Source organism: Paradevosia shaoguanensis (genome assembly GCF_016801025.1).
GTDB classification, from domain to species: Bacteria; Pseudomonadota; Alphaproteobacteria; order Rhizobiales; family Devosiaceae; genus Paradevosia; species Paradevosia shaoguanensis.
This window is the reverse complement of the sequence record NZ_CP068983.1, coordinates 3,092,491-3,107,240: the sequence shown is the minus strand read 5'-3', so window position 1 is coordinate 3,107,240 and position 14,750 is coordinate 3,092,491. Positions and strand designations below refer to the sequence as shown.

General features: G+C 65.4%; 14 protein-coding genes and 1 tRNA gene. 10 read left to right on the top strand and 5 right to left on the bottom strand.

The window, feature by feature from the left end:
- Positions 1-86 precede the first annotated feature (86 nt).
- Both JNE37_RS14860 and JNE37_RS14855 read right to left on the bottom strand, forming a co-directional pair.
- Complete coding sequence (locus tag JNE37_RS14860) at positions 87-1,937, bottom strand: monovalent cation:proton antiporter-2 (CPA2) family protein (protein ID WP_379125363.1); 1,851 nt, start codon at positions 1,935-1,937, stop codon at positions 87-89.
- Positions 1,938-2,001: 64 nt separating this feature from the next.
- A complete protein-coding gene (locus JNE37_RS14855; RefSeq protein ID WP_203063551.1) occupies positions 2,002-3,234 on the bottom strand; it encodes an AI-2E family transporter in 1,233 nt (410 codons plus the stop codon).
- A 168-nt stretch (positions 3,235-3,402) separates the two neighbouring features.
- Here JNE37_RS14855 and JNE37_RS14850 point away from each other — a divergent pair, with 168 nt between their 5' ends.
- Positions 3,403-4,344: a nucleoside hydrolase gene (locus tag JNE37_RS14850; protein ID WP_203063549.1), complete on the top strand. Its 942-nt coding sequence runs from the start codon at positions 3,403-3,405 to the stop codon at positions 4,342-4,344.
- A 487-nt stretch (positions 4,345-4,831) separates the two neighbouring features.
- Positions 4,832-5,446, top strand: a complete 615-nt coding sequence (locus tag JNE37_RS14845) for a LysE family translocator (RefSeq protein WP_203063547.1) — start codon at positions 4,832-4,834, stop codon at positions 5,444-5,446.
- 387 nt (positions 5,447-5,833) lie between these two features.
- On the opposite strand, the gene JNE37_RS14840 is transcribed toward JNE37_RS14845, so the two are convergent.
- Positions 5,834-7,225 (bottom strand): phosphomannomutase, encoded by a 1,392-nt coding sequence (locus tag JNE37_RS14840; RefSeq protein WP_203063545.1) that lies wholly within the window; start codon positions 7,223-7,225, stop codon positions 5,834-5,836.
- Between the two features lie 80 nt (positions 7,226-7,305).
- On the opposite strand from JNE37_RS14840, the gene JNE37_RS14835 reads away from it, so the two are divergent.
- From JNE37_RS14835 to JNE37_RS14825, 3 genes are read left to right on the top strand one after another with little or no spacing between them, the layout of a single operon-like run.
- Positions 7,306-7,869 (top strand): DNA-3-methyladenine glycosylase, encoded by a 564-nt coding sequence (locus tag JNE37_RS14835; RefSeq protein ID WP_246513297.1) that lies wholly within the window; start codon positions 7,306-7,308, stop codon positions 7,867-7,869.
- 57 nt (positions 7,870-7,926) lie between these two features.
- Entirely contained in the window at positions 7,927-9,180 is a 1,254-nt protein-coding gene (locus JNE37_RS14830; RefSeq protein WP_203063543.1) for a glycosyltransferase family 4 protein, read from the top strand.
- Complete coding sequence (locus tag JNE37_RS14825; protein WP_203063541.1) at positions 9,180-10,178, top strand: glycosyltransferase family 2 protein; 999 nt, start codon at positions 9,180-9,182, stop codon at positions 10,176-10,178. The genes JNE37_RS14830 and JNE37_RS14825 overlap by 1 nt, the downstream gene beginning before the upstream one ends.
- On the opposite strand, the gene JNE37_RS14820 is transcribed toward JNE37_RS14825, so the two are convergent.
- Positions 10,115-10,837 (bottom strand): endonuclease/exonuclease/phosphatase family protein, encoded by a 723-nt coding sequence (locus tag JNE37_RS14820; protein ID WP_035090771.1) that lies wholly within the window; start codon positions 10,835-10,837, stop codon positions 10,115-10,117. The genes JNE37_RS14825 and JNE37_RS14820 overlap by 64 nt on opposite strands.
- Positions 10,838-10,991: 154 nt before the next feature.
- Here JNE37_RS14820 and JNE37_RS14815 point away from each other — a divergent pair.
- The 5 genes from JNE37_RS14815 to JNE37_RS14795 all read left to right on the top strand — a co-directional run bounded on the left by JNE37_RS14815 (position 10,992) and on the right by JNE37_RS14795 (position 13,637).
- Positions 10,992-11,067 (top strand) — tRNA-Ile (locus JNE37_RS14815).
- A gap of 256 nt (positions 11,068-11,323) precedes the next feature.
- A complete protein-coding gene (locus JNE37_RS14810; RefSeq protein WP_203063539.1) occupies positions 11,324-11,797 on the top strand; it encodes a carboxymuconolactone decarboxylase family protein in 474 nt (157 codons plus the stop codon).
- A gap of 51 nt (positions 11,798-11,848) precedes the next feature.
- Entirely contained in the window at positions 11,849-12,706 is an 858-nt protein-coding gene (locus JNE37_RS14805; RefSeq protein WP_203063537.1) for a sigma-70 family RNA polymerase sigma factor, read from the top strand.
- A 78-nt stretch (positions 12,707-12,784) separates the two neighbouring features.
- Positions 12,785-13,138, top strand: a complete 354-nt coding sequence (locus tag JNE37_RS14800) for an ArsR/SmtB family transcription factor (protein ID WP_035030642.1) — start codon at positions 12,785-12,787, stop codon at positions 13,136-13,138.
- A complete protein-coding gene (locus tag JNE37_RS14795; protein ID WP_203063535.1) occupies positions 13,128-13,637 on the top strand; it encodes an SRPBCC family protein in 510 nt (169 codons plus the stop codon). Before JNE37_RS14800 ends, JNE37_RS14795 begins: the two co-directional genes overlap by 11 nt.
- An 85-nt stretch (positions 13,638-13,722) precedes the next feature.
- Here the strand turns inward: JNE37_RS14795 and JNE37_RS14790 are convergent, their stop codons facing one another.
- Entirely contained in the window at positions 13,723-14,712 is a 990-nt protein-coding gene (locus tag JNE37_RS14790) for an aldo/keto reductase (protein WP_203063533.1), read from the bottom strand.
- Positions 14,713-14,750: the final 38 nt, after the last annotated feature.

Below are 14,750 nucleotides of genomic sequence, written 5' to 3'. Positions count from 1 at the left end.
CCCCTCTGGCAACACTGTGGCATGCAATCGATATAGTTGGAAAGCCCGTAAAATGATTGCCGGGCCTCCCCCTCGAAGCTGCCCGCTCAGACCGGCTGGCGCCCCTCTATAGAACTTTCTTCTTCCGGAGACGGAGCCGGTACTCCGCCTTCGCGCGCCTGCTCTTCCGCATTGCTGATGAGGAGGTTGAGGCCCGCCGCGATGCCGCCGGTTCCCATCTGTTGCAGCTCGAAACGCTTGGCGTCTCGCTCGCGCACGCCCTGCAGCACCTCTGCCGCTTCCTCGGCCGAAGCGCCCAGCGCCTGCGCGACCCTGCCGCCGAACACCAGAGCCGATTCGAAGGTTTCGCGGATCTGGTATTCGACGCCGGCATTGACCAGCTCGATGGCGTGGCCGCGATCGAAGGCGCGGGCGTAGACGCGGACGAGCGGGCATTCGTCACGCAGGAGCTCGGCGATGCGGGTCGCCGATTCCTTCTTGTCGACGCAGATCATGATGATGTCCGAGGTCGAGGCGCCGGCGGCACGCAGGATGTCGAGCCGGGTGCCGTCGCCGTAATAGACCTTGAAGCGCAGTTGGGTGGCGGCGCGGATCATGTCGGTGTCGTTGTCGATGATCGAGACGCGATGCTTGAGTGCCAGCAGCGGCTGGGAGGCGATCTGCCCGAAGCGGCCGAAGCCGATGATGAGCACGCGGCCATGCAGCCCGTCGGGGATCTGCTCGATGCCTTCCATCGACTGCACCGGCTTGGGCATGATGTAGCGCAGGCCGATGAGCGTGAACGGGGTCACGACCATCGAGACGATGACGGTGGCGGTGAAGATGTCGTTGGTCGGGCCCGAGATGAGGCCGGCCGAGACGGCGGTGGTGTAGAGCACGAAGGCGAACTCGCCGCCCTGCGCCATCATCACCGCCCGCTCCAGCGCCTCGCCATGCGAGCTGCGGGTGACGCGGGCGATGACATAGATCGCGCCGGCCTTGACCACCATGAAGCCGACGACGCTGAGCGCGATGATCTGCCAGTTCTCCAACACGACCGAGACGTTGAGCGCCATGCCGACCGAGAGGAAGAAAAGGCCGAGCAGCAGGCCACGGAACGGCTCCACATCAGCTTCGAGCTGGTGCTTGAAGGTCGAGGTGGAGAGCAGCACGCCGGCAAGGAATGCGCCCATGGCCATCGAGAGGCCGCCCACCTCCATGACGAGGGCAGCGCCGAGCACGACGAGCAGCGCGGCGCCGGTCATCACTTCACGGGCCTTGGAATCGGCGAGGAACTTGAAGACCGGATTGAGGATCCAGCGGCCGACGGCGACGAGGCCGATGACCGAGCCGAGGGCGACGCCGATGCCGACGAGGCGGGAGGTGAAATCCCCCTCCTCCCCGGTGGGGGCCAGGATGGCGACGATGGCAAGAAGCGGCACGATGGCGAGATCTTCGAGCAGCAGGATCGAGACGACCTTCTGGCCAGGCTCGGTCGCCAGTTCCCCACGCTCTTCGAGCACCTGCATGACGATGGCGGTGGAGGTGAGGACAAAGCCCATGCCGAAGACGAAGGCCACCGGAGCGCTGAAGCCGAGAAGGATGCCGACGCCGGTCAACAACGCGCCGCAGGTGAGGACCTGCAACACGCCGAGGCCGAAGATCTGCTTGCGCAGGCTCCAGAGGCGCTGCGGCTCCATCTCGAGGCCGATGATGAAGAGGAAGAGCACCACGCCCAGCTCGGCCGCATGCAGGATGGCCTGCGGATCGCTGACGACCTTGAGGCCGAAGGGACCGACGACGAGCCCCGCAGCGAGGTAGCCGAGAACGGAGCCGAGGCCCAGCCGGCGGAATATCGGTACGGCCAATACCCCTGCTGCCAGGAGTATGACGACCTGCACCAGATCGATGCCGCCATGCGCCGCCATCTCGGCGGCGTGCGTGCCTGCGGTCTCCATGAGATTCTGCCTCTGCGAAAACGGGGAGCTAATTTCGACGCCCGAAGGCGAAGACGTCAAGCATTCAGCTTGCCGCGGGCGCGCTTGTCCCCTTGCCGGCGCCGGGACGGCGGCGCGAAGGCTTTTCGACCACCGCCTCCTCCGCCTCTTCGGCCTGCCGCTCTTCCTCCTCCTCGCGCCGCCTGGCCGCGATCTCCTCGCCAGCCTCACGCACTACCCGCGCCCTTACCCGGGCCGGAATCGGGGCCTCCCGATCGACGCCGCGCGGGAGCACGTGATCGAGGAACGAGGTGAGCATGAGGAGCGAGGGCACGGCGACGAGACCGCCGACCGGCCCCCAGACCCAGATCCAGAAGCCAATGGAGAGGAAGACGAGGAAGGGATTGAGCGTCAGCGTGCGCCCCAGCACCTGCGGGGTGATGAGCTGGCCCTCCGAGAAGCTGATGATGAGGTAGAGCCCCACCGGCAGGAGGACATGGACCAGATCGTCCTGGGTGCCCATGGCGACCACGAAGAGCACTGTGACCATAACCGCCTGGGCGACGTAGGGGATGTAGTTGACCATCGTCGCCAGAGCGCCCCAGAGCACGGGTGACGGCATGCCGGCCGCCCACATGGCGAGGGTGACGGCGACGCCGACGCAGAAGTTGATGATGGTGACCGAGAACAGAAACCGCGAGACCTTGGTCTCGACGTCGCGAAAGACGTGCGCCGTGCGCCAGCGCATGCGACGGGTGAAGCACATCGAGAGCACGCCGACGCGGATCTGGTGGCGGGTGGCGAGGAAGAAGTAGAGGCTGACGAGGAACACCAGCACCTGCGCGCCGAGCGCCGGCGCCTGGAAGGCGATGTCGGTGACCGGATTGCCGCTCTCGACCGCGACCGACATGGTGGCTGTGCCGCCGATGATCTCCTGGATCTGGTCCTGCAGTGTCGCCACCGCCGAAAGCGGTTCGCGTAGGGCCATGGCCTGCTCGCGCAGTCTGTCCCAGATGACCGGAATGCGCTCGACCCATTGCGAGAGGGGAACGGCGAAGAGCGTTATGCCCAGCGCCAGCAGCACGATCAGCAGGATGACGACGATGCCGGCCGAAAGGCTGGACGGCACGCCGCGCTTTTCCAGCCGGTCGGCGAGCGGGCCGAACATGAGGCCGATGGTGACGGCGAGGAAGACCGGCGCGAGGATCACCTGCCCCGCATCGATCGCGGCGAACGCAACGACGCAGGCGATAAGCACGATGCCGATCGCCGCCGTATTCCAGAGGACCCGTTCGAACTGCGTGTCTCCCGGACCCACCGGGAGCGGTGTCCGTTGCCCCAAACCGTTGCTGGCCAAATCGCTGGTCCCTCCGACGCCCGTTAACGGGGAGCGGGGCCAGTTCGTTCCGTCGCCAGCCAATCGACGGCGGCCGCAAGCGCCTCTATTCTCCGCGCCGGATTCGAAACGCTCCTGAGGGCTTGTATAGTGAAGAAGAAGATCATCATCGATACCGATCCGGGCCAGGACGATGCCGTCGCCATCCTCCTCGCGCTGGCCTCGCCCGAAGAGCTAGAGGTACTCGGTGTCGTCGCGGTGGCCGGCAATGTCGGCCTCGCCAACAATTCGAAGAACGCCCTCAAGGTCGTCGAGCTTTCCGGCCGCACCGACGTGCCGGTCTATGCCGGCTGCTCGCGGCCGCTGCGGCGCACGCTGGTGACGGCCGAGCATGTCCATGGCGACACGGGCCTGAACGGCCCCGACCTGCCGGAACCGGCCATCGCGCTCCAGAAGCAGCATGGCGTCGACTTCATCATCGAGACGCTGCTGGCCCATGAGCCGGGCACGGTGACGCTCTGCACACTGGGGCCGCTGACCAATATCGCCATGGCGCTCAACAAGGCCCCGGAGATCGCCCCGCGCATCGCCGAGATCGTGATGATGGGCGGCGCCTATTTCGAAGTCGGCAACATCACCCCGGCGGCCGAGTTCAACATCTATGTCGACCCGGAAGCAGCGGACGTCGTGATGCGGTGCGGCGCGCCGATCACCATCATGCCGCTCGACGTGACCCACCAGATGCAATCGACCCGCCCGCGCATCGACGCCATCCGCGCGCTCGGCAACCGCTCGGGCGTGGCGGTGGCCGAGATGCTGACCTTCTCGGAAAGCTTCGACCTCAAGAAATACGGCTGGGCCGGCGCACCGCTGCACGACCCCTGCGTGACCGCCTACCTGCTCGAACCCGGCCTCTTCGAGGGACGGCTCTGCAACGTCGCCATCGAATGCGCCAGCGAGCTGACCGTGGGCATGACCGTGGCCGACTACTGGCACGTGACAGACCGCCCGCGGAACGCAACCTTCATGCGGAACGGCAATGCCGAGGGCTTCTACAAGCTCCTCACCGAGCGGCTGGCGCGACTGCCGTAAGACGTGCGGTCCCCGGTTGCGGCCGGGGGCTCACCGGCGGCGGAAACGGCGGCAGAGCGCGCCTTGCGCTGGTTCGGCGGCTGAGGGGGAACCGGTGGTTTTGCCCCTTCAAAATGAAACACAGTTGTTTTGCGGCGGTTTTTTCGTAACCATATCTGACAAGACAGTCAGGCAACACATTGATATTACGACGAATGTCGAAGAGACGCACTCGGCAAATCGTTAAATTTTGACTCAATTTCGGGTCATCTTTGCGCATCTTTTGCGGGGTTTGGGGGCAATTTCGGCCTTCGTTCGACAAGTCTCCGTGGGTCGGTTCTGCAGGGTGAAAACGGGGGCGCGCGAGAGGGGTCGCGAACGCTGTCCGATCATTGTATCCGGGGCTTTTGCGGGGGTGGATAAGTTGGAAGTGCGTGTGCTCGGCCACCCTCTTCTCGACCATCGCGAAATCCACTAATCTCCGCCCTCCTCCGGAGCGCGCCGCCAAATGGATTTCTTCACCCTGCTCACCTTCACAGTGGCTTATGCCATTGCCGTGCTCGTGCCCGGCCCCGGTGTCGCGGCGGTGGTGGCGCGGGCGCTGGGTGGCGGCTTCAGGGCGGCGCTGCCGATGGTGCTGGGTATCCTCGTGGGAGACCTGGTCTATCTCGTCTTCGCGGTCTTCGGGCTGGCGACCATCGCGCACTACTTCAACGCGGTGTTCGAGATCGTTCGCATCGCGGGCGCGCTCTACCTGCTCTACATCGCCTGGACGTTCTGGACGGCCAAGCCCGGCTCCGAACAGATCGGCCCGCGCGCTGAGGAGCACTGGAGCCGCACGTTCCTCTCGGGCTTCTCGCTGACGCTGGGGAACCCCAAGACCATCGTGTTCTACCTCGCACTGCTGCCCACGGTCATTCCGCTCGAGCAGATGAACCCGCTGGCGTTTACCGAAATCACGGCGATCGTCATCGTGGTGCTGCTGATCATCGGCTGCGGCTACGCGTTCCTTGCGGCACGGGCGCGCGAGATGTTTACGAGCGCGAAGGCGATCCGGCGGATGAACAAGACGGCGGGGGTGATGATGGCTACGGCGGCGGGGCTGGTGGCGTTGCGGGTGTAGGGGATAGGCTCTCGCTGCATTTTCTTGGCTTCGCAGTCTTTCCCTGCCTTCGCCTGGCTTCCCCGCCTTTCCCCATCCTTCCTGCCATCCCCTATCCTTCCCTGCCATCCCCTAGCTTTCCCCATCCTCGATCTTCCCCGGCCGAAGAGCCGGGGCCCATGGATGGCTCCACTCGCTGGATGGGTGCAATAGGCCCCGGGTCTTCGCCCGGGGAAGTAAGGGGTGGGGGAAGCTTTGTGGTGGAGGAGCTTCCTCGGTGGAGGAGCTTCCCGGAGGAGTTTCCCGGAGGAGCAGTATCCTCGGTGGGGAGTATCCTCGGGGAAGTATCCTCGGTGGGGAGCTCTGTGGTGAGATTCCCGTGGAAGTCCCCGTTGTGAGAGCTCCGTGCTACCGGATCACGCGCTCGGCGGCGTCGAGGCCCCATTCCAGCAGGGCTTCGGCGCGTTCGGGGGTGGCGGCTTCGGTGTAGCATCGCAGTTCCGGGGCGTTGCCGGAAGCGCGGTAGTGGATGACGTCGTTGTTGGCCAGGGTGAAGCGCAGGCCGTCGACTTCGGAGACTTCGAGCACTTCGCCCAGTTCGGCGAAATAGGCGGCGGCATCGCGGCGGAGTTGCTCCATGAGGATCGCGGCGCGGTCGGGCGGCACCTGCTCCAGGCGGTCGCTGCTGCCGAAGCGTGGGGGCAGCTCGGCGACGAGTTCGGACATTGACTTGCCCTCGGCGCGCATCAGGCCGAGCACGGCGAGGATGGGCAGCAGGGCATCGCGGGTGGGGAGCGGCGAGAGGCCCCTGGCCTCAGAACCCAGCAGCACGCCACCATTGGCCTCAAAGCCCACGACGACGCCTTCCGCGTCGCGCATCGCGGCGATGACATAGGGCGAGCCGACGCGCGTGCGGATGACGCGGGCGAAGGCGCAGGAGGCCTCGATGGCCGAGTTCGAGGTGACCGGCGTCACCACCGCGTCCGCGCCGAGAAAGCGCGCGGTGAGGAGGCCGACAAGGTCCCCGCGCACGAAATTACCGCACTGGTCGATGATGAGGGGCCGGTCGGCATCGCCATCGGTCGAGACGATGGCATCGAGCACGAGATCGGCCGTCCACACACCGGCGCGGCGGGTATTGTCGGGGCTGATGGCCTCGGTATCGACGGGCACGAAAATGTCGGACCTCCCGAGCTCCACGGCATCGGCGCCCAGCGCATGGAGGACGCGGACAAGCAGGTCGCGGGCGACGGAGGAATGCTGGAAGACGCCGATGCGCAGCCCCGCGAGCGCGTTCTGTCCGAGAAAGCCTTCATAGCGGCGCTCGTAGCGCGCCAGGGCCGAGCTTTCGCCCGAAGCCAGCGGCTTGACCTCGATGGCGGCGCCATCGACATGCGGAAGGGCGTCGAGGATGCCGGCTTCGTCGACCTTGTCGATCTCGCCCGCTGCCACGTAGAATTTGAGCCCGTTGCGGTCGGCGGGAATATGGCTGCCGGTGACCATCACGGCCGGCACGCCGAGACGCTGGCTTTCGAGCGCAAGAGCAGGCGTCGGCAATTCGCCGCAATCGATAGGGTTGAGGCCGGCATGGCGCGCTGCGGCAACGACGGCCCCGGCGATGGCCGGGCTCGAATCGCGCAGGTCGCGGCCGACCAGTAGCGTCCCGCCTTCGGCGAGTTCGCCCTTGCCCTTGAGATAGGCGATGAAGGCCAGCGTGTAGTTGACGCTGGCCGCGCCCACGAGGTCCGTCACAAGCCCGCGCAGGCCGCTCGTCCCGAATTTGAGGCTGTTGCCCGTCATGCCCAAAACCCTCGTTGCGCGCGAGCAGTGGCACGGCCATAAGCAGAAAGGCAAGTCCGAGACCACGAGCGAGAGTCGCTTTGGATAACCAGTCCCTGCTGCAATTCTTCGATCGCGAGGCAACGCTGGTCGCCCCGGCGCTGCTCGGCTCGACCCTCCTGGTCAACGGGATTGGCGGGCTTATCGTCGAAACCGAAGCCTATCATCCGCAGGACCCCGCCTCCCATTCCTTCCGTGGCCCGACCCCGCGCAATGCGGCGATGTTCGGGCCACCGGCACGCGTCTATGTCTACCGCTCCTACGGCATCCACTGGTGCATCAATTTCGTGTGCAGCCATGCCAGCGCCGTACTGATCCGCGCGATCGAGCCGACGGCCGGGATCGAGACGATGCGCGAGCGCCGCGGCGTCGAGGACATCCGCCAGCTCTGCTCGGGGCCGGGCAAGCTCTGCGAGGCCATGGGCGTCACCCGCGACCTCGACGGCCACGCGCTCGCCTTGCCCCCGTTCAGCTTCACGCCCAATCCGGACCCGCCGAAAATCGCCATCGGCCCGCGCATCGGCATCACCAAGGCGGTGGAAAAACCGTGGCGGTTCGGGGTGGCGGACTCCCCGTTTCTCAGCCGGAAATTCGCGCGGGAATAGCGGCTTAACCCGAATGAACTAGGTCGCCCATCGGTCGCGCCGGGTAGCATCCGGCGCATGAAAATACTGGTGTATCCCACTGACCTGATTATCGGCGGCAGCCAGATCAATGCCATCGACCTGGCCGCGCGCACCGCCGCGGCGGGCCACGAGGTGATGATCTATGGCCGCCCCGGGCCGCTGGTGGACTACATCCGCGGCAAAGGCCTGCGCTATATCGAGGCCAACGACCTCCATTACCGCCCTGCCCCGCAGCGCATTGCGCAACTACGCGATCTGGCGCGGCGCGAATCCATCGACCTGATCCACGCCTATGAATGGCCCTCGTGCCTCGATGCTTATCTGGGCGCCGGGATTCTGGGCAAGGTGCCGGTAGTCTGCACGGTGCTCTCGATGAGCGTCTCGCCCTTCGTGCCGGCTTCCCTGCCGCTGGTCATGGGCACGGCAGACCTGGCCGACGAAGCGCAGGCCATGCGCCCCGGCCCGGTCTGGACGCTGGAGCCGCCCATCGACACCGAGCTGGACAACCCGGATATCGACGGCTCGGCCTTCCGGCGGAAACTGGCATTGCAGCCGGGCGAAGAACTGATCGTCAGCGTCTCGCGGCTGGCGGTGGACCTCAAGCTCGACGCGCTGGTGCGCGCCATCGATGCGGTCGACCTGCTGTCGGTTCGCCACCGACTGCGCCTTGCGCTGGTCGGCGGCGGACAGGCCGCAGCGGCGCTGGCCAATCGCGCCGCTCAGGTCAACACCCGCCATGGGCGCGAAGTGGTGACGCTTGCCGGCGAGGAATTCGACCCGCGGCCCGCCTATGCGGCGGCCGACATCGTGGTGGGCATGGGTTCATCCTCGCTGCGCGCCATGTCGATGGCGCGACCGGTCGTGGTGCAGGGCGAGGATGGGTTCTCCGAGATCTTCTGCCCTGAAACCCTGCCCCTCTTCATGCGCCAGGGATTCTATGGGCTGGGCGAGAGCGAACCGAGCGCGCGCAAGCTGGCGGACCAGCTTGCCGTGCTGATCGAGGACAAGGCGCTGCGCGAGCGGCTGGCAACGTTCGGCCGCCAGTGCGTGGAAGAGCGCTTCAGCCTCGAACAGGCCTCGCAGCGGCTGCTGGCGATCTACGAAACGGCAGCCGTGGCGCGGCCGGGCTATCGCTGGAGCGAGACGGCACAGGTCTGCTGGCGGGCGCTGATGCAGGAGGTCCACAACCACGAACCGGCCCGCAAGCGGCGGCAGCGCCAGCGCGAGGAAACCCTGCTCAGCGCCGCGGCGCTCGGCGCCTGGCCGCCGGCCGAACTGGCGAGGCCCTGATGAGCGCCGACGCCGCCCAGCCGCTGGTTTCGGTGATCCTGCCGACCTATAACCGCGCGGCGACCCTGCCCGCGGCCATCGCGAGCGTGCTCGGCCAATCCTACACCAATCTCGAACTGATCGTGGTCGACGACGCCTCGCCGCAGGATATCCGCGCGCTGGTCGAGGCGATCGGCGATCCACGGCTGCGCTATGTACGGCGGCCGGCCAATGGCGGCGCCGGCGCGTCGCGGAATACCGGGCTCGAGCACGTCCGTGGCGAGCTCATCGCCTTCCAGGACAGCGACGACCTCTGGCTGCCCGGCAAGCTCGAACGGCAGGTGCGGACCATCATGGCCCTGCCTCCGGCGATCGGCGTGGTGACGGCGCCCAAGATACTCTATGGGCGCGACGCCGCTTTCAGCTTCGGGCCGGGCAAGGTGGCCATCGCGCCCGATCCGGCGGGACGGCTGGAACCGGGGGAGGACCAGGTTCGCCACCTGCTGCGGCAGAACCGGATCAGCCTCCAGAACACGCTTTTCCGCCGCGCGAGCTGCCCGCCCGCGCCATGGTTCGATCCCCTGGCTCCCGCCAACGAGGACTGGGAATTCGCCATACGGCTGGCCCGGCAGACGCGGATACACGAGGATATCGAGCCGGTGGCGCTGGGCTTCATCTCGCCCGACAGCATTTCGCGCAATACGCGCAAGGAATGCCGCGGCGTGCTGCGTATCGTCTCGCGCAACAAGGATATTCTGGCCGGCGAGCCTGCTTTGCGAGCCCATTTCCTGCTGCACCTGGCGCGGCAGATGCGCGCCATCGGCCGCCCGAAACTGGCGCGGCGCATGATCATCGAAAGCGTTCGGATTTATCCGCCCAGCGTTTTAGAACTCATAGCGGTGATGGGGCGGCGGCTCAGGCGGCTCCTGCACAGGCAGCCGAAAGCGGCTCCTGCCTATTCCGCCGCCTCAGCGCCCGCCTCGACGCTGCGCGACAGCCTCGCCCAGACCGGCAGGTGATCGGAGGCCGTGCGGGCCCGCTGGCTGCCATGGACGCCGCTTTCGACGATGGACAGCTCAGGGCTGGTGATGATCCGGTCGAAGCCGAAGACCGGGCGGACCGAGGGGAAGCTCGGGCCGGGCTGGCCCACATGGTGCTCCAGCGCGAAACTCTTGAGGCACCCGCCGTTGACGCTCCACTCGTTGAGATCGCCCATCATGACGGTGGGCAGCGTCTCTTCGAGGTCGCCCAGCGCACTGAGCACCGCCTGCGCCTGCCGCTTGCGCCAGAGGCCGACGAGCCCCAGATGCATGCCGACGACGCGCAGTCGCTCCGGCCCGACCTTGAGATCGGCCAACACCGCGCCGCGCGGCTCCAGCGCCGGGAGGGTGATGGTACGTTGCGCGAGCACTTCGACATTCTTGCGAATGAGAATCACGTTGCCGTGCCAGCCCATGCTCCCCGGCCGCACGCCGAATCGCACCGGGCGGTAGTCCGTCTCATTTTCGAGGGTGGCGGCGCTGAGCGAGGAGACACGGGCGCCAAAGCGGCGATCGACCTCCTGCAGCGCCACGACATCCGCATCAAGCTCCTGGAGCACCGACAGAATTCGCTCCGGACGCCGCCGGAAATCGGTGCCGATGGATTTCTGGATATTGTAGGACGCCACCGAAATCATGATCGGCCGGTATCTCCCAAGCAAACGAGCGGCAAACGCCGCTCCGAAGCAAAGATGGTGTTCCAGTCTGCCCAGACAAGCCCGCCCGCGCAACAGCGGCCTTCATCACAACCCGTTTGACTAACGGCATCGGCCTGCTATGAGGCGTGCTCAGGGGCCCATAGCTCAATGGTTAGAGCCGACCGCTCATAACGGTCTGGTTCCAGGTTCGAGTCCTGGTGGGCCCACCAACACCACCGATTTTGCGCTTTGGTGTGGAATGCAACGAGATCGTGGATCGCGGAAGCGAGACGAATGGAGATCTCCAGCAGTCGCTGTCCCTCGGAAGTCCCCTTCTTTTATCCTGGTCGGAATCGAGTTCCGGACCACTGGCCGCGGCTCTTCTGCGCTCGCCGAAGATTTTTTGGAAAAGCTGTCACAAGTCGCTGCGCTCCAGCGTCATCAAGGCAGCGAGCCAATGATGGTGACGCAGAAGAGAGAGCAAAAATGAACCAGCGCATGCAGAACCCCGCCTTTGCCATCGCCAATGTCGGCCCCGCCCTGATGTCGCTCGGGCAGGCGCTCGGCGCCGCCCGTACCGGCAATATCCCGCCCAAGCTGGTGCTGTTGACGCATATCCGGACCAGCCAGCTCAATGGCTGCAGCTATTGCGTCAGCTTCCATTCCCGCGAGGCGAAGAAGGCAGGCGAGACCGAAGACCGGCTCTATGCCGTCGCAGCCTGGCGCCATTCGAGCCTCTTCACGCCGGCAGAGAAAGTCGCGCTCGAATTGACCGAGGCCGTGACTGTGGTTGGCGGCGGCGAGATGGTTTCGGACGACCTCTGGGCCGAAGCCAGCCGTCACTTCACCGAGGAAGAACTGGCTACGCTTCTGCTCGAAATCGCGACGACCAATCTCTGGAACCGCATCAATGCCGCAACCCGGCAGCAATTCCACCTCAAGGCAGCCGCTGCTGCGTGAGGAATTGACAATCGGGGACCGGTAACCAGCCGGTCCCCTTGAGGATCAACCATGACCACTGCCGCCCTACTCGACGAATTCGAAGCCAACCGCCCGCGCCTCCTGAGCATTGCGCGGCGTCTGCTTGGCTCGGCCAGCGATGCGGAGGACGCGGTGCAGGATGCCTGGATGCGCCTCACCGGCAGCGACGCGACCGCTATCGACAATCTCGGCTCCTGGCTGACGACCGTCGTCAGTCGCCTCTGCCTCGACCGATTGCGCAGCCGCAAGCGGCGCGGCGAGGAGGCTTTGGAACCTTTCGAGGAAACCGTCGTGTCCACCACCGATCTGCCCGATGCGGCGCGCGATCTCGCCGATGCCGTGGGTGATGCCATGGCCCAGGTGATCGACCGCCTGCATCCCGCCGAGCGTGTCGCCTTCATTCTCCATGACATGTTCGACGTACCGTTCGAAACCATCGCGACCATTCTCGGGCACAGCCCGGCTTCGGCGCGCCAATTGGCCAGTCGGGCCCGTCGCCGCGTTCAGTCCGGCCCACTGGCCGCGCCCGACCGCGAAGCGCGAGCGGCGGCCGTTTCGGCATTCCTGCGAGCGACGCGCGAAGGCGATCTGCCTGGCCTGATCGCGCTGCTCGCGCCCGACGTCCGCTTCGACTTCGACGACGTCGCCGCGCGTCTCGGCTCCGAACAGGGCCTCCACGGGGCAGAGGCCGTCGCCCATTTCTTCAGCGGCCGCGCCAGAACAGCGGAGCTGGCCGTGGTCGATGGCGATCCGGGGATCATCATCGCGCCGGCAGGCACGGTGGCGCTTGCCCTGCGCGTCACCTTCTCGGGCAACCGCATCGTCGCCATCGAAGCCATCGCCGATCCCGACTTCATCGCGGAAATGGCCATTCGCTCCCTGCCTTGAGAATGGAAGGTCGCCGCGCGGCGGCCGGCTTGCTCTTGCTTCTTGCAGATCGGAATTCAGACACATATACTGAACTACATGGTTCAGTATTCTCAAACTCACTTTGATGCTTCCTTCGCCGCGCTCTCGGACGCCACCCGACGTGGCATTCTCGAGCAGTTGGGACGCGCCGACGCCTCGGTCTCGGACCTTGCCGAGAGGTTCCACATGAGCCTCACGGGCATGAAGAAGCATGTCAGCGTCCTCGAACAGGTGGGGCTGGTCACCACCGAGAAGATCGGCCGCGTGCGCACCTGCCGGCTCGGCGCCAGCCGCCTCGAGCAGGAGGCGGAGTGGATCGAACAGTACCGCCAGCTTTGGGACGCCCGTTTCGACAAGCTGGACAAGGTTGTCGAAGAACTCAAACTCAAGGAGAAACGCGATGAACGATAGACAAGAGAATGGCTCGGTCCTGATCGAGGGCCGAACCACGGTGAAGCGGGCATCCGAGGTCGAGATGGTGGTGACGCGCATCTTCGATGCACCGGCCCGGATCGTGTTCGAGGCCTGGACCAATCCGGAGCTGTTTGCGCGCTGGTGGGTGCCCAAATCCATTGGCATACCGCTGCGCTCCTGCGAGATGGACGTGCGCACCGGCGGTACCTACCGCCTCGAATTCGGCAAGGACGCCGAAAACACCTGGGCCTTCTTCGGCAAATATCTCGAAGTGGTGCCACCGTCGCGGATCGTCTGGACTAACGAGGAAGACGAGAACGGCGCCGTCTCGACGGTGGTTTTCGTGGAAAAGGACGGCAAGACGCTGCTGACCTTCACTGAAGTCTACCCCACCAAGGAAGCGCTCGATGAATCCCTGGGCGGAATGGAAGGCACGCCCGAACAGTTCGAGCAGCTCGACGAACTCCTTGCCAGCCTCAGCGCCGGCCGCGCATGACTGGAGAGCCATTGCAAAGGGCGCGGTTGCGAACACCGCGCCACTTTGGCGACGGGTGCTGAGTTATGCCGCCTGCTTCAACCCGCTATAGGCCGACGCGCCGCATATGCTCAGGTGGATAGCGATTGCCTTCCACCGGCATCGTAGTCTTGCTCTCGTTGAGCTCACGCAGATCGCTCTCCGAGAGGCGGACATTGAGCGAACCGATGTTCTCGTCGAAGCGCTGAATACTGCGCGTGCCGAACAGCGGGACGATCCAAGGTTTTTGCGCCATCAACCAGGCAAGGGCGACCTGTGACGGCGACGCGCCATGCGCCTCCCCGATGCGGCGCAGCATATCGACCAGGCGTTGGTTGGTTTCCCGGTTCTCTGGCTGAAACCGCGGAACCGTGTTGCGCATATCCTTGTCACCGAACTTGGTGCCGGCATCGATCGTGCCCGTCAGGAAGCCCTTGCCGAGCGGGCTGAATGGCACCATGCCGATCCCAAGTTCCTCCAAGGTCGGAATGACCTCGTTCTCCGGCTCGCGGGTCCAGAGCGAATATTCGCTCTGCAGCGCCGCGACTGGCTGAACCGCATGCGCCTTGCGGATCGATCCCACACCCGCTTCCGACAATCCGAAATAGCGAACCTTACCCTGACCGATCAGGTCGCTGACCACGCCGGCGACGTCCTCCATCGGCACGTCGGGATCGACGCGATGCTGGTAGTACAGGTCGATATAGTCCGTGCCCAGGCGCTTGAGACTGCCTTCGACGGCCTGCCGGATTTGGGCCGGTTTGCTGGTGACCCCACCGCGATGCTCACCCGTCTGCTGGTCAATGTCCCAGCCAAACTTGGTCGCGATGATGACCTTGTCACGCATGTCGGCGAAGGCTTCACCCAGCATTTCTTCGTTCGTCCACGGGCCATAGACTTCGGCGGTATCGAAGAAATTCATGCCGCGATCGACAGCGGCGCGGAGCAGCTCGATCATCTGCGGACGGTCGGGAATGTCGCGCGACTTGCCGTAGCCCATTGCGCCAAGCGAGAGCGCCGACACCTCCAGCCCCTGTCCAAGCTTGCGTTTTTCCATGTTCATTCCCCTCCAAGTTCAGGCGGCATCGGAAATTT